General features: G+C 61.2%; 15 protein-coding genes and 2 pseudogenes. 7 read left to right on the forward strand and 10 right to left on the reverse strand.

Annotated features, from left to right (window positions below):
• Positions 1 to 130 (reverse strand): annotated as a pseudogene (locus GIW04_RS16300) (NAD(P)H-hydrate dehydratase); the annotation flags it as partial.
• A gap of 63 nt (positions 131 to 193) precedes the next feature.
• On the opposite strand from GIW04_RS16300, the gene queG reads away from it, so the two are divergent.
• Positions 194 to 1,258, forward strand: coding sequence for a tRNA epoxyqueuosine(34) reductase QueG (gene queG / locus GIW04_RS16305; protein ID WP_003188049.1), 1,065 nt, complete (start codon positions 194 to 196; stop codon positions 1,256 to 1,258).
• On the opposite strand, the gene GIW04_RS16310 is transcribed toward queG, so the two are convergent.
• Positions 1,255 to 1,872 carry a trimeric intracellular cation channel family protein gene (locus tag GIW04_RS16310; RefSeq protein ID WP_169856984.1) on the reverse strand — a complete coding sequence of 206 codons (618 nt, stop codon included), beginning with the start codon at positions 1,870 to 1,872 and terminating at the stop codon, positions 1,255 to 1,257. The two genes, queG and GIW04_RS16310, sit on opposite strands and share 4 nt — an antisense overlap.
• A 181-nt stretch (positions 1,873 to 2,053) precedes the next feature.
• Complete coding sequence (orn, locus tag GIW04_RS16315; RefSeq protein ID WP_003188046.1) at positions 2,054 to 2,596, reverse strand: oligoribonuclease; 543 nt, start codon at positions 2,594 to 2,596, stop codon at positions 2,054 to 2,056.
• Positions 2,597 to 2,704: 108 nt separating this feature from the next.
• Here orn and rsgA point away from each other — a divergent pair, with 108 nt between their 5' ends.
• Together rsgA and GIW04_RS16325 are read left to right on the forward strand one after the other, a co-directional pair.
• Positions 2,705 to 3,736, forward strand: coding sequence for a small ribosomal subunit biogenesis GTPase RsgA (gene rsgA, locus GIW04_RS16320; protein ID WP_003188044.1), 1,032 nt, complete (start codon positions 2,705 to 2,707; stop codon positions 3,734 to 3,736).
• A 286-nt stretch (positions 3,737 to 4,022) separates the two neighbouring features.
• The gene (locus GIW04_RS16325; protein ID WP_032900374.1) at positions 4,023 to 4,418 is read left to right on the forward strand and encodes a type II toxin-antitoxin system PemK/MazF family toxin; all 396 of its coding nucleotides are present in this window, start codon (positions 4,023 to 4,025) and stop codon (positions 4,416 to 4,418) included.
• Positions 4,419 to 4,476: 58 nt separating this feature from the next.
• Here the strand turns inward: GIW04_RS16325 and motB are convergent, their stop codons facing one another.
• Positions 4,477 to 5,496, reverse strand: a complete 1,020-nt coding sequence (motB, locus tag GIW04_RS16330) for a flagellar motor protein MotB (protein ID WP_034134753.1) — start codon at positions 5,494 to 5,496, stop codon at positions 4,477 to 4,479.
• A 3-nt stretch (positions 5,497 to 5,499) separates the two neighbouring features.
• Positions 5,500 to 6,351 carry a flagellar motor stator protein MotA gene (gene motA / locus GIW04_RS16335; protein WP_120247938.1) on the reverse strand — a complete coding sequence of 284 codons (852 nt, stop codon included), beginning with the start codon at positions 6,349 to 6,351 and terminating at the stop codon, positions 5,500 to 5,502.
• Between the two features lie 166 nt (positions 6,352 to 6,517).
• On the opposite strand from motA, the gene GIW04_RS16340 reads away from it, so the two are divergent.
• From GIW04_RS16340 to asd, 3 genes are read left to right on the forward strand one after another with little or no spacing between them, the layout of a single operon-like run.
• Positions 6,518 to 8,053 carry an HDOD domain-containing protein gene (locus tag GIW04_RS16340; protein WP_034134752.1) on the forward strand — a complete coding sequence of 512 codons (1,536 nt, stop codon included), beginning with the start codon at positions 6,518 to 6,520 and terminating at the stop codon, positions 8,051 to 8,053.
• 57 nt (positions 8,054 to 8,110) lie between these two features.
• Positions 8,111 to 8,926 carry a rhodanese-like domain-containing protein gene (locus GIW04_RS16345; protein WP_034134751.1) on the forward strand — a complete coding sequence of 272 codons (816 nt, stop codon included), beginning with the start codon at positions 8,111 to 8,113 and terminating at the stop codon, positions 8,924 to 8,926.
• Positions 8,927 to 8,941: 15 nt separating this feature from the next.
• A complete protein-coding gene (gene asd, locus GIW04_RS16350; RefSeq protein WP_003188035.1) occupies positions 8,942 to 9,802 on the forward strand; it encodes an archaetidylserine decarboxylase in 861 nt (286 codons plus the stop codon).
• A 134-nt stretch (positions 9,803 to 9,936) separates the two neighbouring features.
• Here the strand turns inward: asd and serB are convergent, their stop codons facing one another.
• On the reverse strand, positions 9,937 to 11,151 hold the full coding sequence (gene serB / locus GIW04_RS16355) for a phosphoserine phosphatase SerB (protein ID WP_003188034.1): 1,215 nt from the start codon (positions 11,149 to 11,151) through the stop codon (positions 9,937 to 9,939).
• A 133-nt stretch (positions 11,152 to 11,284) separates the two neighbouring features.
• Here serB and GIW04_RS16360 point away from each other — a divergent pair, with 133 nt between their 5' ends.
• Positions 11,285 to 12,817 carry a HAMP domain-containing protein gene (locus GIW04_RS16360; RefSeq protein ID WP_120247937.1) on the forward strand — a complete coding sequence of 511 codons (1,533 nt, stop codon included), beginning with the start codon at positions 11,285 to 11,287 and terminating at the stop codon, positions 12,815 to 12,817.
• 173 nt (positions 12,818 to 12,990) lie between these two features.
• On the opposite strand, the gene GIW04_RS16365 is transcribed toward GIW04_RS16360, so the two are convergent.
• The 4 genes and pseudogenes from GIW04_RS16365 to GIW04_RS16380 all read right to left on the reverse strand — a co-directional run.
• Positions 12,991 to 13,704: a PqiC family protein gene (locus tag GIW04_RS16365; protein ID WP_003188031.1), complete on the reverse strand. Its 714-nt coding sequence runs from the start codon at positions 13,702 to 13,704 to the stop codon at positions 12,991 to 12,993.
• A 173-nt stretch (positions 13,705 to 13,877) separates the two neighbouring features.
• Positions 13,878 to 16,142, reverse strand: coding sequence for a DNA topoisomerase IV subunit A (parC, locus tag GIW04_RS16370; RefSeq protein WP_120247936.1), 2,265 nt, complete (start codon positions 16,140 to 16,142; stop codon positions 13,878 to 13,880).
• A 70-nt stretch (positions 16,143 to 16,212) separates the two neighbouring features.
• Positions 16,213 to 17,208, reverse strand: a complete 996-nt coding sequence (locus GIW04_RS16375; RefSeq protein WP_120247935.1) for an esterase-like activity of phytase family protein — start codon at positions 17,206 to 17,208, stop codon at positions 16,213 to 16,215.
• A pseudogene (locus tag GIW04_RS16380) lies at positions 17,208 to 17,438 on the reverse strand (DNA topoisomerase IV subunit B); the annotation flags it as partial. The gene GIW04_RS16375 and the pseudogene GIW04_RS16380, both read right to left, overlap by 1 nt.
• Positions 17,439 to 17,527 lie beyond the last annotated feature (89 nt).

Raw genomic sequence — 17,527 nt, forward strand, 5'->3', positions numbered from 1 at the left:
AGTCACCACCGATGACCAGCAGGTGGCCGAACTGGCCCTTGTGGGCGTCCGGGGAACGCGCAGCCAGTTGCGGCAAATGGCCGGGCAACAACAGCTGAACGTCAGTAATTGGGTGTTTTGTCTGAGGCATGCGTCTTCAAGCTCCGATGTCTGGCAGAATTATACGCATCTAACCTGTGGTTTCCCGTGTCTCATGCCTGCTATTACCTCCGATCTGCCCGCCCTCGCCCAATCGATCAAAGACTGGGGTCGCGAGCTGGGCTTTCAACAAGTGGGCATCAGCGGCCTCGACCTGGCTGAGCATGAACAGCACCTGCAACGCTGGCTCGACGCGGGTTACCACGGCGAGATGGAATACATGGGCGCCCACGGCAGCAAACGCTCCCACCCCGACGAGCTGGTGCCCGGTACCTTGCGCGTGGTGTCACTGCGCATGGACTACCTGCCCGGCGATACCCACATGGCGCAATTGCTGGCCCAGCCAGAAAAAGCCTACATCTCGCGCTACGCCTTGGGCCGCGATTACCACAAGCTGATCCGCAAGCGCGTGCAGCAACTGGCCGACCGTATCCAGGCGCAGATCGGGCCGTTTGGCTTTCGCGCTTTCGTCGACAGCGCGCCCGTCCTGGAAAAAGCCATCGCTGAACAAGCGGGCCTGGGCTGGATCGGTAAAAACACCCTGGTTCTCAACCGCAAGGCCGGCAGTTACTTCTTCTTGAGCGAACTGTTTGTCGATTTGCCCCTGCCGGTGGACCCACCCCACGCCACCGAACACTGTGGCCGTTGTACAGCGTGCCTGGACATCTGCCCGACCAACGCCTTCGTCGGCCCTTACGTGCTGGACGCGCGCCGCTGCATTTCCTATCTGACCATCGAACTCAAAAGCGCCATCCCCGAGGACTTGCGCCCACTGATCGGCAACCGGGTGTTTGGCTGCGATGACTGTCAGATCGTTTGCCCGTGGAATCGTTTCGCCCGACCCACCGCCGAAAGCGATTTCAAGCCACGGCACAATCTGGATAACGCTGAACTGGCCGAATTGTTTATGTGGGACGAGGATAAATTCCTCAGCAGCACCGAGGGCTCGCCCCTGCGCCGTGCCGGTTATGAGCGCTGGTTACGCAATCTGGCGGTGGGCCTGGGCAATGCGCCCTCCAGCATTCCAGTGCTGGAAGCTTTGAAGGCGCGACGGGACTACCCCTCGGAGTTGGTGCGCGAACACGTGGAGTGGGCGCTGGAGCAACACGCTGCGCGCTAGTGGACGTCGTCGTTGTAGACGAACTTGGGCATTTCCCAGTGAAAACGGATCGCCAGCAGGCGCAGCAGGAAGCCACTGAACAACGTCAGCAGAATCGCTTGCTCGCTGGGCAGCTCCAGGTATAGGCACAACAAGTAGAACCACGCTGCCAGGAAAGACACGCTGGCATACAGCTCGCGGCGGAAGATCAGCGGAATGTCGTTACAGAAGATGTCCCGCAGGATGCCGCCGAATACGCCGGTGATGACCCCGCTGACGGACGCCACCAACATGCCGTGGCCCATTTCCAGGGCGGTCATGCAGCCAATCAGGGTAAACGCCACTAACCCCAAGGCGTCCAGCGCCAAAAACAGCGAGCGCAGGCGGCGCATCAAGGGCGCGATAAAGATCGTCACCAACGCGGCAACGGAGGTCAGCACCAGGTATTCCGGGTGTTTGACCCAGGTCAGCGGGTAGTGGCCGAGCAACACATCACGCACCGAACCGCCGCCCAGGGCCGTCACGCAAGCGATCAGCACCACGCCAAACCAGTCCATGCCACGCCGCCCCGCGGACAGGGCGCCAGTCATGGCTTCGGCGGTGATGGCGACGAGGTAGAGCATCAGCAACATGATGGCGATCCTGACAGAGAGGCCGGCAGTCTAATCATTTGCCGAGGGCACCAAAAGGGGGCGTTTGGCTAAAGACCGCGTCGCCTGCATCGCAGGCAAGCCAGCTCCCACAATTTGATTTGCGAATACCATCAAATGTGGGAGCTGGCTTGCCTGCGATGGCGCCTCCACAGGCGCCGCAGAATCAAGCCTTGATGAAATGCTTGCGGTAATGCTGCAACTCGGCAATCGACTCGCGAATATCATCCAGCGCCAAGTGCGTGCTGCCTTTATGGAAGCTGTCTTTGACTTCCGGCGCCCAGCGCGCAGCCAGTTCTTTCAAGGTCGACACGTCGAGGTTGCGGTAGTGGAAGTAACTTTCCAGCCCCTTCATGTGTGTATAAAGGAAGCGACGGTCCTGGCAGATGCTGTTGCCGCAGATCGGCGATTTGCCTTTGGGCACCCACTTTTCCAGGAAGGCGATGGTTTGGGCTTCGGCTTCGGCCATGCTGATGCGGCTGTCGCGCACGCGCTGGGTCAGCCCGGAGTTACCGTGGGTGCGGGTGTTCCACTCGTCCATGGTGGCGAGCACAGCGTCGCTGTGGTGGATGGCGATCACCGGACCTTCGGCCAAGGTGTTGAGGTTGCTGTCGGTGACAATGGTCGCCATCTCGATGATGACGTCGGTGTCGGGGTTCAGACCGGTCATTTCCAGATCGATCCAAATCAGGTTCTGTGGGTTTTGCATGGCTTGATTCTCTTGGCACCTTGGCGTAGCCGGGCAGTTTAGCAGGCGGGGGCGTGCTAGACTCGCGACCGTTTTACCCAACTTTTGCATTATCGACACGGAACACCAATGGCCAAACGCCAGCTCAACCGTCGCCAAAACTGGCGCATCGAAAAGATTCAAGGTGAACGCGCCGCCCGCGCCGCCAAACGTGAATCCTCCGCCGTGGAAGCGCTCGAGGGCGGCGACCTGGGCCCCGAACAAACGGGCCTGGTGATCGCGCACTTTGGTGTGCAGGTCGAAGTCGAGGCGCTCGAAGGCGAACTCGCAGGCCAGGTGTTCCGTTGCCACTTGCGCGCCAACCTGCCTGCGCTGGTCACCGGCGACAAGGTGGTGTGGCGTGCCGGCAACCAGGGCATCGGCGTCATCGTCGCCCAGTTGCCGCGCAGCACCGAACTGCGTCGCCCCGACAGCCGTGGGCAGCTCAAGCCGGTGGCGGCCAACGTCGACATGATCGTGATCGTGTTCGCGCCGCTGCCCGAGCCCCATGCCAACCTGATCGACCGCTACCTGGTCGCGGCTGAGCATGCTGGTATCCGTCCGTTGCTGCTGCTGAACAAATTCGACCTGATCGACGAGCAGAACGCCCCGGCGCTCAATGCGTTGCTGGCGGTCTACCGCACCCTGGGCTACCCGGTGCTGGAAGTGTCGGCTCACCACGGCAACGGCATGGAACAGCTGCAACAGCAGTTGGACGGGCGGATCAGCGTGTTCGTCGGCCAGTCAGGCGTGGGCAAGTCGTCGCTGGTCAACAGCCTGTTGCCGGAAGTCGAAACCCGCGTGGGCCCGCTGTCTGAACTGTCCGGCCAGGGCACCCACACCACCACCACCGCGCGGTTGTTCCACTTCCCGGGCGGCGGCGAGTTGATCGACTCGCCGGGTATTCGTGAGTTCGGCCTGGGCCACGTCAGCCGCAGCGATGTGGAGGCCGGCTTCATCGAGTTCAACGACCTGATCGGCACCTGCCGCTTCCGCGACTGCAAACACGATCGCGAGCCGGGTTGTGCGTTGCTCAAGGCACTGGAAGATGGGCGCGTGCAGCAGCAGCGGATGAACAGCTATCGGTCGATTATTGCGAGCTTGCCCGAGAGCAGTTATTGACGGTCAATTTCTTGATACACATAAACCAGGGTGCTGAACGCCCTAGCCCATTGATTTAACAGGAGCGGGCATCAAGAATCCGGATCAACTGGGTGGCTGATACGCACAAGCCAGCTTGTATTCGGATTTCCCGATGCTCATAATTGCTCCGTCACCAGCGAAAGCTGGCAGGAGTCTGGATCCTTTTCGGGGTTGATCCAGCGGCGCAGAAGGGGCGAAGCAAGCTCCGCTGCGTGTCGAATGAAGCCGCCTTCGGGCGGCTTTGCTTTTTGTGGGGAATTAACATTTGGCTCTCTACTATCACCCCAAACAAGGCGACGTTTTGCTGTGTGACTTCACCCGAGGTTTTGTTGCACCGGAAATGCTGAAGATCCGCAAGGTTGTCGTGATATCGCCTACCGCGACCCACAATCGCAAGCTCTGCACCGTGGTGCCAATCTCCTCTACTGCACCAGCGACCCAATACGACTGGCACCATTTGCTACGCACCAATCCACTTCAGTCCGATGGTTATAAAGAGCTATGGGTGAAGTGCGACATGATTTATACCGTCAGCTTTGAGCGCCTCGACAAGTTGCATAGAAAGACTCGCACCAAAGGTCGGGAGTACTTCGTCCCGCGCCTGTGCGCCGACGACATGCGAGGCGTAGTCAGTGGTGTCAAAGCGTACCTCCCACTTTGAACACACACGAAAACGCCCCGAATGATCGGGGCGTTTACGTTACCAGCGCATAGATCAATTATGACCCCGGTGCAGGCGCCGTAGGGTCCTTGACACCCCCATCATCAAACAGGTTCAGCTTCTGGCGCAGCTCATGAGCCGGCAGCGGCTCCTGCTCCGGCGGCAGGGCGTTGGGGTCGGCCGGCACTTCGCCTGGCGCACCGTCGCCCTGGGTCGGTGCCGGTGGCGGTGGTTGATCGCCTTCAATCGCACGCTGGGCTTTTTTGGTCAGCACCACGATATCAATGCGGCGGTTGACCGGGTTGAACGGGTCTTTGGGATCAAACAGCTGCGAGGAGGCAAAGCCCACCACGCGCGCCACTTGCGGGTCCGGGTAGCTGCCGGCTACCAGCGCACGCCGGGCGGCATTGGCGCGGTTGGCCGAGAGTTCCCAGTTGCCGAAATCGCCCTGGCCCGCGTAGGGCTTGGCGTCGGTATGCCCGCTGATGCTGATCTTGTTCGGCACCGCCTTGATGGTGTCAGCCATGGCCAGCAGGATGTCTTCAAAGTACGGCTTCAAGCGCGCACTGCCAGAGTCGAACATCGGCCGGTTGGCCGCATCGGTAATCTGGATGCGCAGCCCCTCGGGGGTGATCTCGAAAGAAATCTGGTCCTTGAACTTCAGCAACTGTGGGTTTTCTTCAACCTTGTTCTGCAATTCCTGCAGCAACAGTTCCAGACGCTCCTGTTCGACCTGTTCGGCCATGGACTCGACAGTGTCGCGCTCAATCGGAATTTTTTCCTGGGGCGACTCCGTTTGCACTTCCGGGTTGATGGTGCGCTCGGGCGCCAGTTCCGGCGAGCCGCCCAGGTCAATGACAAACGGAGTGCCGCTTTCCGAAAAGCCAATCGGGTCTTTGAAGTAGCCGGCGATGGCGATCTTCTGTTCTGGCGTAGCGGTGGACATCAGCCACAGCACCAGGAAGAACGCCATCATCGCCGTGGCAAAGTCGGCGAAGGCGATTTTCCAGGCACCGCCATGGTGCCCCGCAGCGAAGCGCTTGACGCGCTTGATGATGATCGGCTGGTTGTTTTCCATGGCTTAGCGACCGCGAACCGCTTGTTCCAGCTCGGAGAAAGTCGGGCGATGTTTGGGGTACAGCACCTTGCGCCCAAACTCCACGGCCAGCGACGGCGGCATGCCCGACGCCGATGCCACCAGGCACGCCTTGATCGCTTCGTAGAGGTTGATCTCTTCCTTGGCATCGTGGGCCAGGGAAGTGGCGAGCGGGCCGAAGAAACCGTAGGCGGCAAGAATACCGAAGAAGGTCCCCACCAGCGCCGCACCTACGTGCATGCCGATGGCCGCCTGATCGCCTTCGCCCAGGGAGGCCATGGTCACCACGATACCCAGTACCGCCGCGACAATACCGAAACCGGGCATGCCGTCGGCGATGCCGGTCACGGCGTGGGACGGATGCTCCAGCTCTTCCTTGAGGCTGAACAGCTCCATGTCGAACAGGCCTTCCAGCTCGTGGGGCGCCATGTTGCCGGAGGACATGATGCGCAGGTAATCACAGATATACGCGGTCATGCGCTCGTCTTTGAGCACGGCCGGGTACTTGGCAAAAATCGGGCTGGCCGCGGCGTCTTCGATATCGCCTTCGATCGCCATCATGCCTTCGCGGCGGCTCTTGTTGAGGATCTCGTAGATCAGCCCCAGCACTTCCAGATAAAACGTGTGGGAGAAGCGCGAGCTGAACATGCCCAGGGACTTCTTGACCACGTGCATGGTCATATAGCCTGGGTTGGCCTGCAAAAATGCGCCGAACGCGGCACCGCCGATAATCAGCACCTCAAAAGGCTGGATCAGTGCGGCGATTTTACCGTGGGAGAGGACGTACCCTCCGAGCACACTTGCGATGACGACAATGATGCCGATAATTTTAGCCATAGGAGAGGGGTACTTGCGCCGTCGGGTTCATGGACATATTGGGTGCAGCAGAAAACTCTTGTTCTACTTATCGGCAAAACTGCGCCAGACTATAGCCCGTTAAGGCGAAAAGCCAATTCGGCCCGTTCCGGGCGTGTTGAACGCAAGTGATGATCGCGCCCCAATCATGGCAATTGAAACGACAGTCCCAACGAACCGCCCCACTACCCTCGCCGCTTGGATCAAGTGCCTGGACGACGTGCTGCTGCCCGTGCCCCAGGCCAGTCATGAGCGCGTGTGCAAAGCTATTCGCGATAGCCGCAGTTCATTGCGAGATATTGCGGAGCTGATGCAAGACAGCCCGGCCCTCGTGCTGAGCGTGATGCGCGAAGCCAACAGCCAAGCCCATGGTAGCCTGGCCGAACCTGCGGAAAACCTTGAAGTCGCGCTTAACCGTCTTGGCCTCAAACGTGCCGAGGAGCTGCTGGCGCGCCTGCCTTCGGTACCCGCCCGGGAAATCCCCGTGGCCTTGCGTCAACTGCTGCTGATCAGCCAGCACGCATCTCAGCAAGCCAACGGTTTGTTCGGCAGTCGCCTGGCGCGGTTGTGGCAGGACATCCACTGGGGCAGCCTGCTGTTTTTGTCGCCACTGTGGCCGATGGCCGTCGCCTACCCCAAGCTTCTGGAGGAGTGGGAGTTGCGGGTGATCCATAAAGGCCAATCGGCGCGTCAGGTCGAGCAACAGCTGTTCGGCGTGCGTTTGCTTGACCTGTGCCTGGGCTTGACCGAAGCCTGGCACCTGCCGATCTGGGTTTCACAGGGCTACAAGTTGCTGTTGGCCGAGCAACGCCTGCTGGTCAAGGCGCTGCACATTGCCCGCCAAGACGATGCCCTGCGCCACCAGCAATTGCTCGATGCCGAGCCCAACCTGCGACGCTGGCTGAACCAGCCGGCCAACACCGTGTTGCTGGCCAATGGCCTGGCGATGTCGGCCCAGGAGTCCTGGACCTGCCCGCATACCGAGCGCTGGCAATACCTGACGGCGCTGTACCTGCAAGCGCCATTGAGCGATGTGCAACAGCAAGCCCACCAGCAAGCGGTGACCAGCGCTCGTACCACCTTGATGCCCGACCTCTGGCACCCGGCGCTGTCGCTGATCTGGCCGTGGCATGTGCAGAAGGTCCATCGCGGCTTGTTGCCTGCACCGCCTCCGACTGCCGAAGCCTTGGCCGTGTGGCGCACGCGATGCACCGAGTTGCTGGTGGAGCCGAGCCGCTTTGCCAACGCTATGCACTTGACCACTTGCGCCAAGGAAGCTCTGGTTGCCAGTGGCATGCAGCGGGTACTGATATTCATGGCCGATCGCGCCTTGAGCACCTTGCGCGTGCACCAGGCCGACGGCCTGCCCAAGGACGCAGCTCACCTGAGCCTGGATGTGGTCAACAGCACGTTGCTGCAACGCCTGCTGGAAAAGTCCGCCCAGGTACGCCTGAACCCCGACAACCATGCGCAGTTTTCCGCCTTGCTGCCACCGATCCTGCGTCGCTTGTTTATCGGCGAGCACCTGCTGTTGCGCTCACTGAGCTGCAACGGCCGCGTGGTCATGCTGATCGTGGCGGACCAAGGCGGCGGGCCGTTCTCGGAAACCACCGTGCAGGCGTTCGGCAAAACCGCCCAATGCATCGAGAAAGCCCTGCACAGCTTTACCAACCGCAGCGGCTGATGCTTGCGCTACAATCACCGGCCTTTATCGCCAACATTTGTGCCCAGGAGACCTCACATGCCTGACTTCTCTGGCTTGCCGCTGGTGATCGAATCCGCCGACCTGTTGAGTCGCCTCGATTCCAAGCACTTGATATTGGTGGACCTCACCAGTGCCGCCCGCTACGCCGAAGGGCATATCCCCGGCGCGCATTTCGTTGACCCCAAGCGCACCCAACTGGGCCAGCCACCCGCACCCGGGCTGCTGCCGAGCAAGGCCGACCTGGAAAAACTGTTCGGCGAACTGGGCCACACCCCGGACGCCACCTATGTGGTCTATGACGACGAAGGCGGCGGTTGGGCCGGGCGCTTTATCTGGATGCTCGACGTGATCGGCCACCAGAAATATCACTACCTCGACGGCGGCCTGCTGGCATGGCTGGAGGAAGGGCACCCGCTTTCCACCGATGTGCCCCCGGCAGCCGGCGGCCCGGTCAGCCTCACGCTGCACGACGGCCCTACCGCCACCCGTGAGTACCTGCAAAGCCGTCTCGGTGCGGCCGACCTGGGGATCTGGGACGCTCGTGGCCCGCTGGAGTATTCCGGCGAGAAAGTGCTCGCAGCCAAGGGCGGCCACATTCCCGGTGCGGTGAACTTCGAATGGACCGCCGGCATGGACAAGGCGCGCAACCTGCGTATTCGCCGTGACATGCCGCAGATCCTCGAAGACCTCGGGCTGACCAAAGACAAAGAAATCATCACCCACTGCCAGACTCACCACCGCTCTGGCTTCACCTACCTGGTGGCCAAGGCGCTCGGTTATCCGCGAGTCAAAGGTTATGCCGGTTCCTGGGGCGAATGGGGCAACCACCCCGACACCCCCGTTGAGATTTAAGGTTTAAGGACAGTTATGAAAAAGCAGTTGTTTATCCTCAGCCAGTACTTGCTGCCGCACCACTTGCTGTCGCGCCTGGCCGGCTGTATCGCCGAGTGCCGCGTGCGCTGGTTCAAGAACGCCTTCACTGCCTGGTTCGCCAAGCGCTACCAGGTGGACATGTCCCAGGCCCTGGTGGAAGACCTGAGCGCCTACGAGCACTTCAACGCCTTCTTCACCCGCGCGCTGAAAGACGGCGCCCGCCCGTTGGATCCAACCCCAGGCGCAGTCCTGAGCCCTGCCGACGGCGCGGTCAGCCAGCTAGGCCCGATCGAACATGGCCGTATCTTCCAGGCCAAGGGCCACAGCTTCAGCGTGCTGGAACTGCTCGGTGGCGATGCGGCAATGGCTGCGCCGTTCATGGGCGGCGAGTTCGCGACTATTTACCTGTCGCCAAAAGACTATCACCGGGTGCACATGCCACTGGCCGGTACCCTGCGCGAGATGGTGTATGTGCCGGGTCGGATTTTCTCGGTCAACCAGACCACCGCCGAAAACGTGCCGGAGTTGTTCGCCCGTAACGAGCGTGCTGTCTGCTTGTTCGACACCGAACGCGGCCCGATGGCCGTGGTGTTGGTGGGTGCGATGATCGTTGCTTCGATTGAAACCGTGTGGGCAGGCTTGGTGACGCCGCCCAAGCGCGAGCTGAAAACCTTTCGCTACGACGAAGCCGCCCGCGCGCCGATTCATCTGGAAAAAGGTGCGGAACTGGGTCGTTTCAAACTGGGATCGACCGCCATCGTGCTGTTCGGGCCGGACCAGGTGAAGTGGGCTGAGGAACTGGCAGCGGGTACGCCGGTGCAGATGGGCCAGGGTATCGCACTGCCGAAAGCCTGATATTGCAGTTGATCGTTCCCACGCTCCGCGTGGGAATGCAGCCCGAGGCGCTCTGCGCCCAAAGCGTGACGCAGAGCGTCACTGGAGGCGTTCCCACGCGGAGCGTGGGAACGATCAGTGACAGTGAGATCGGCTTATAGCTGACCGTCGCGGTCACGCAAGCCCAGCAGGTACAGCACGCCATCCAACCCCAAGGTCGAAATCGCCTGCTTGGCCGATTGCTTGACCAACGGCTTGGCACGGAACGCCACGCCCAACCCGGCAATCGCCAGCATCGGTAGGTCATTGGCGCCGTCGCCGACCGCGATGGTCTGCTCCAGACGCAAGCCTTCCTTGTGGGCCAATTCCTTGAGCAGGTCGGCCTTGCGTTGCGCGTCGACGATCGGCTCCACCGCCACGCCAGTCACTTTGCCATCCACCACTTCCAGCTCGTTGGCGAATACATAGTCAATGCCCAGCTTGGCCTGCAACTGCTTGGCGAAGTAAGTGAAGCCGCCGGACAGGATGGCGGTCTTGTAGCCCAGGCGCTTGAGTTCGGCGAACAGGGTTTCTGCGCCTTCAGTCAGGCGCAGCGACGCGCCGATCGAATCCAGCACGCCCACGTCCAGGCCCTTGAGCAGCGCCAGACGCTCCTTGAAGCTGGCACGGAAATCCAGCTCGCCGGCCATCGCCCGCTCAGTAATCTCAGAAACTTGCTCGCCCACACCGGCCGCTTTGGCCAACTCGTCGATGACTTCGGCTTCGATCAAGGTGGAGTCCATGTCGAACACCGCCAGACGGCGGTTGCGACGGAACAGGGAGTCTTCCTGGAAAGCGATATCGACATTCAGCTCCTGGGCCACGCTCAGGAAGTCGGCGCGCAGCGCTTGCGCGTCAGCCGGTTCGCCGCGTACGGAGAACTCGATGCAGCCCTTGCCTTTGTCGGCCGGAGTGTCCAATGGCATGCGACCCGACAGACGGTCGATATGGTCGATATTCAATCCGTACTGCGCGGTAATGGAGCTGACGCGCTGCAGCTGCTCAGCCGTTACCTTGCGGGTCAACAGCGTGACAATATGGCGCTTTTTGCCCTGACCTTCGACCCAGTGCTGGTAGTCAGCTTCGGACACCGGGGTGAAACGCACCTGTTGATCGAGCTTATACGCCGTAAACAGGATGTCCTTGAGTACCGAGGAGGCCTGTTCGGTGCTGGGGATTTCCACCAGGATGCCGAACGACAAGGTGTCGTGGATCACCGCCTGGCCGATGTCGAGAATGTTCACACCACCCTGGGCCAGGACGCCGGTAATGGCTGCGGTGAGACCCGGTCGGTCTTCACCCGTGATGTTGATCAGGACAATTTCGCGCAAAGCGCACCCCCAGGCTGGAAAAAAACCGCATTCTACCCACTTTCAGTGACCATCGGGCACAGCCAGCGCTTTGCCGGCCATGGGCCTGTCGCTATACTGCGCGTCAACTTCACGGACCAAGAGCCGAGCGCAAGTGAACCGGCCCACGCCAGTAAAAACCGATAACTTCTTCCTGCTGATCTTCCGGGCACTGCGCCACCGCCGTGTACCGATTGCATTACGCATCGCCAGCCATAACGTGATCCTGGTCGCTCTGGCCCTGGTGATCTACGCCTGCGTGATGGGTTTGCAGTTCAAGCAGGCCATGCACGAGCAAGCTGACGCCCTGGGCGCGAGCCTGACAACCCAGACTGCCACTTCGGCGACTGAGTTGCTGGTGTCCAACGACATCCTCAGCCTCAACGTGTTGCTCAACAACCTGACCAAGAACCCGCTGGTGGCCCACGCCGCTATCTATAGCGTGGACAACCGGATCATGGCCGAGGCCGGGCAGCGCCCGAAAAACGGCCTGCTCGGTGAGGCCGAAGGCCTGTACCAGAGCAATATTACGTTCCAGGACGTGAAGGCCGGCCAACTGCGTATCAGCCTTGATATGCAACAGTTCCAGCAGCCGATGACCATCAGCCTGCAAAGCATGGGCATCCTGAGCGCGATCCTGCTGGCTTTGGCCCTGGCCTTGAGCCTGCGCCTGGGTCGGCATATTTCCACGCCGTTGATGCAACTGCGCATCTGGCTGCGGGATATCGACGAACACACCCCGGCTACCGATCGCCAGGATGAAATCGGCGACCTCGCGCGCCAGCTCCACGCCAGCTTTGCCCCGGAGCCGAAAGCGCCTGAAGTCGAGCCCGAGCCTGAGTACGACGACACCGAGGACTACAACGACGAGCCTGAGTTTGAAGTGCGCGACGTGCGCGACCCAGGCTTCGATGACAGCGCCCCGGTGGCCGGCCTCAAGCCTGCACCGCGCCATGTGATCAAGGCCGAGGAAGACGAGCTGGACGACGAAGACCCGTTCGCCGACCTGCGCGACACCTCGGCAGTAGCACCGCTTGCCGCACCGAAACCGGTTGTGGTCAAGAACGCCGAGCCGCAGCACAGTGCCGTACTTGCCGTGCAACTGGGTGCCCAGGAGCAACTGCGCCGCCTGCCCCGTGCCCGCCTGACCGAACTGCTCGAACGCTACCGCGACTGCCTCGACCAGGCCGCTTCGCTCTACCAGAGCGAACTGCATACCCTGAACGATGGCAGCACGTTGATGCTGTTCCACAGCGAAGACAGCGGCGAAGACTACCTGACCAATGCCATCTGCTGCGGCGAGCTGTTGCGCGCCCTGGGCCACGCCCTGCAGATCGAAGTGGCCGACAGCGGCATTACCCTGCAACTGCAGCTGGGCCTAACCGTGGGTGACGACCTGTTTGGCATGAGCCAGATCGACCTGCTGCTCACTGAAATCGCCCAGGATGCCCTGGCCCTGTCCCAGCACAGCCGCAACCTGCTGTTGGTGGAGCGCAAGATCAGCGAAGACACACTGATCCGCCAACGCGCGCGTATCCGCCCGATTGCCAGCCCTGAGGGGGCCAGCTGTGTGGAGCGATTGATGGAGCCGTATCCGTCGATGCTGGAGCGACAGTTGGCGCGCATGCACGAGACCCGTAAGCCCTGAGGCTAAGGCCTTTTGTAGGAGCGAGCTTGCTCGCGAAAAACTCACAGACGCCGCGTTTATTCAGAAAGCACGCGTTATCGTTGACGCTTTTCGCGAGCAAGCTCGCTCCTACAGAGCAGCCCAATAAAAAGGCCCGCTTATTCAGCGGGCCTTTTGTTTGGGCGCGATTCAGATCAGAACCTGAACACTTCCAAGTCCGTACGAATCGGCGTGGCCATCGGCATCTTCGGTTTTTCCGGGGCCGCAGGCTTGGCCTGGGCCGGGGCCTGTTTACGCGGTTGCACTTCGGCAATTGGTGGCTGGTTGGCCAATGGCTTGAGTGCCACCGACAACTGCTGCGCCAGGTGCTGCAACAGCACACCCTGGGCCTGGACCTGGGACGCGGTGGTGCCGGCGTGTTCTTCCTGCAGGTGCACAATGCGGTTGTCCCGCACCTGCCCGCGACGGTCGATCAGGCGCCACTGCGCATCCAGGATCGCCGGTTGCGACTTGCCGGAATCCAGCCGCGTAATGGTCAGCAACACCTGTACATCCGGGGTGAACCCGGAGGGCCCCGGTGCCAGGACCACACGCTGGCTGTCCAACTGGCCGGCGACCTGACGCAACATCAACTGGTTGATATCCGACGACAGGCTACCGGCCCAACGACCATCTGTGGAACCTTGCAGGCTGCCGTCGTTCTGACGTTGAAGCAGGGTTTCGCGTTGCAGGTAATCGGCAACGACCACCGGCCCCAGCAATACTGCCATGCCAGCGGTTTGGGCTGGCTGAGCCGGACTTCCGCTGTCCAGCTGGTACAGCGACACGGGTTGGTGTGTGCTGCAACCCGCCAACCCCAAAAGGCCAGCGAGCATCAAAAATAGAGGAAGGCGTGGAGCAGTCATCATCCCATCCAAGTGGCTGCCACAAGGCGAACCACAATGTAATACTAAAAATAACCTGAACACGCTCGGCCACGCCGGCGCTGGAAAGGCCATATCATCCGTGAATATGCGCCATGACTCCAGCGCGAAAGCATCGATCTACGCGTTAAATCGTAGATCGAGGCCTCTAGTACCGCTTAAACCGGCGTTTCGACCAGCAAGGCATCCACTCGCTGGAAGCCTCGCGGCAGTTTGTTACCTCGCCGGCCACGCTCACCCTTGTAGTGTTCTAGGTCGTCAGGGCGCAATGACAACGTGCGCTTGCCGGCCTGGAGCACCAGGGTAGAGCCTTCCGGGACCACGGCGATGTCAGTCACATACTCCTCGCGACTGGCCACCCGGTCACCGGGAATCCCGATAATCTTGTTGCCTTTGCCCTTGCCCAGCTGCGGCAAGTCGCTGATCTTGAACACCAGCAAGCGCCCTTCGGTGGTCACCGACGCCAGCCAGTTGCTTTCACGATCCTCCACCGGCCTTGGCAGAATCACCTTGGCGTTGTTCGGCAGACTCAACAGCGCCTTGCCCGCCTTGTTCTTGGCCTGCAGGTCTTCGCCCTTGACCACGAAGCCGTAACCGGCGTCGGAGGCGATGACATACAGCGAATCATCGTCCGGCAGCAGTACGCACTCGAAACTCGCCCCCGGTGGTGGCGTGAGGCGCCCGGTCAACGGCTCGCCCTGCCCCCGTGCAGACGGCAGGGTGTGGGCCGGCACCGAATAACTGCGCCCGGTCGAGTCGATAAACACCGCAAACTGATTAGAGCGCCCCGCGGCAGCGGTCTTGAAGCCATCACCGGCTTTGTACGAAAGGCCGGTGGCGTCAATATCATGCCCTTTGGCGGAGCGAACCCAACCCTTTTCCGACAAAACGACGGTAATTTTCTCGTTGGGCAACAGCTCGGTTTCGGTCAGAGCCTTGGCTTCAGCACGCTCGACGATCGGCGAACGACGGTCGTCGCCATAGGTTTCGGCGTCTTTGATCAGCTCACTGCGTACCAACTTCTTGAGCTTGGCTTCGCTGCCCAACAGGGCTTGCAGCTTGGCTTGTTCCTTGAGCAGCGCATCCTGCTCGTCGCGCAGCTTCATTTCTTCCAGACGTGCCAACTGGCGCAAGCGGGTGTCGAGGATGTAGTCCGCCTGGATTTCGCTCAGCTCGAAACGCGCGATCAGCTCGGCCTTCGGGTGCTCGGCGGTACGGATGATATGAATCACTTCATCCAGGTTGAGGTAGGCAATCAGCAAACCGTCCAACAGGTGCAGACGGCGCTCGACCTTGTCGAGGCGAAATTGCAGGCGGCGACGCACGGTCTGCACGCGGAATTCCAGCCATTCCACCAGCAGATTGCGCAGGTTCTTCAACTGCGGCTTGCCGTCCAGGCCAATGATGTTGACGTTGACACGGTAGCTGGACTCTAGGTCGGTGCTGGCAAACAAGTGCTGCATCAGCACTTCATGATCCACCCGGCTGTTGGTCGGGATGATCACGATGCGGCACGGATTCTCGTGGTCGGACTCGTCACGCAGGTCGGCCACTTGCGGCAACTTCGACGGCTTGGCCTGCATCAACGCGGCGATTTGCTCCAGCACCTTGGCACCCGATACCTGGTGCGGCAGCGCGGTCACAATAATGTCGCCGTCTTCGATGTGGTACACGGCGCGCATACGCACCGAGCCCTTGCCGGTTTCGTACATCTTCAGCAGGTCGGCGCGCGGCGTGATGATTTCTGCTTCGGTCGGGTAATCCGGGCCCTGGATATGCTCGCACAGCTGCTCGACCGTAGCCTTGGGCTCATCCAGCAAGCGCACGCAGGCGGTGGCGACTTCGCGCAGGTTGTGCGGCGGCACGTCGGTGGCCATGCCGACCGCAATACCGGTGGTGCCATTGAGCAGGATATTCGGCAAACGCGCCGGCAAAACCAGAGGTTCGTCGAGGGTGCCGTCAAAGTTCGGGCCCCAGTCGGCCGTGCCCTGGCCCAGCTCGCTGAGCAGCACTTCGGAATAACGCGACAGCCGCGCCTCGGTGTAACGCATGGCGGCGAAGGATTTGGGGTCATCCGGTGCACCCCAGTTACCCTGGCCGTCCACCAGGGTATAGCGGTAGCTGAACGGCTGGGCCATCAGCACCATGGCTTCATAGCACGCCGAATCGCCGTGGGGGTGGAATTTACCCAGCACGTCACCGACAGTACGCGCCGATTTCTTGTGCTTGGAATCAGCGTCCAGGCCCAACTCACTCATGGCGTAGATAATGCGCCGTTGCACGGGCTTCAGGCCGTCGCCGATATGCGGCAAGGCACGGTCCATGATCACGTACATGGAGTAGTTGAGGTAGGCATTTTCGGTGAATTCAGCCAGCGACCGGCGTTCTACGCCATCTAAACTGTCTGCGAGGATGTCACTCATGCGGGCCTCATCATGGGGTAAGGCGCAGCGGAACTGCCGCTGCGCTGATTCAATTCAAAAAAATCTCGATTCATGGCTGGGCACTCCAGCCGCCGTCCGGGGCGGCGAAACGATAGACCATCGGACGTTTTTCACCATCGGCACGCGGGCCGAAATTGTTGTCGATCCCGACCCAGGCACCGTCGGCATCCACCAACAGGGCTTCAGCCAGGCCATACGACTGGGGGTAACGTCGCTGCGGCGTCAGGGCTTCGTCGGCAAACGACCAGCACTGCTCAACCTTGGCCGTGAGCGGGTCGCGCCGGCAGATCTGGAACGCATTGCGCTCCAGGGTAAACAGCTTGCCGTTGAACAGCGACAAGTCGGCAAAGTCCTTGGACACGGCCTTGGCGTTGGGGAACTGCGCCGGCTGCACTTCCTGGCCGGCCTCGCTCAACAATACACAACGACCATCGCAATCCCATACGCTCTGCCCACGCTTGATCGAGACCAGGCCACGGCGTTCGCGCTCGGCAGCCAGCCAGATCTGATTGCCTTCAGGGTTCACCGCCAGGCCTTCGAACAAGGCATTAAAGTGCAGCAACATGCCACTGGCCCTGGCTTCACGCACCATGCCCGGCGCGATTTTCAACCACTCGGGCGCGCCCGCCGCCGGCACCTGCAACACCGCGGCATGGGCTTCGCTGACAATGTAGCGGTTGCCTGCGGCATCACAGCTGATGCCTTCAAAGTCCAGGTCACCGCCGCGTATAAACGAAGCGGCCTTGGTGCGCGAACGCAAGCCCCAAGGCAGGCCGGACTCGGGCACGGGCGGCACGTCGATCTTCAGCGCTTGCGCGCTCCAGGCCGGCGCACGGGTATCCAGGCGGTAGATCTGGTCATCATCGCGGTCCGAAACCGTCCACAGCTCGTTGTCACATAACGCCAGGCCCGACAGGTTCCCGCCGCGCATGCCGTCCACCGGGTGTTCCGAGACCAGCTTGAGCTCTGCCATGGGCGCGGCAGCCACCTGGGTGACCGCCAGCCCGCTCAACATCAGGATCGCCAGGGCGAAGCCTGTGCGCATCAGCCCAGAACCTCGGCCAGGTTGCCTTTGGATTCAAGCCAGGTCTTGCGGTCGCCAGCGCGTTTCTTCGCCAGCAGCATGTCCATCATTTCCGAGGTGGCGGCGAAGTCTTCCAGGGTCAACTGCACCAGGCGCCGGGTGTTCGGGTCCATGGTGGTTTCGCGCAGTTGCGGCGGGTTCATTTCACCCAGGCCCTTGAATCGCGTGACCTGTGGCTTGCCGCGTTTCTTCAACCTACGCTGCCGACGAAGGCAGGAGAGGGGTGGGGGTGGTGGGTGGCCGCGCATCTAAAAAAAAACACAAAAGAAGTGAGGGAGGG

Source organism: Pseudomonas sp. PA-4-8C (genome assembly GCF_021606625.1).
GTDB lineage: Bacteria > Pseudomonadota > Gammaproteobacteria > Pseudomonadales > Pseudomonadaceae > Aquipseudomonas > Aquipseudomonas lactis.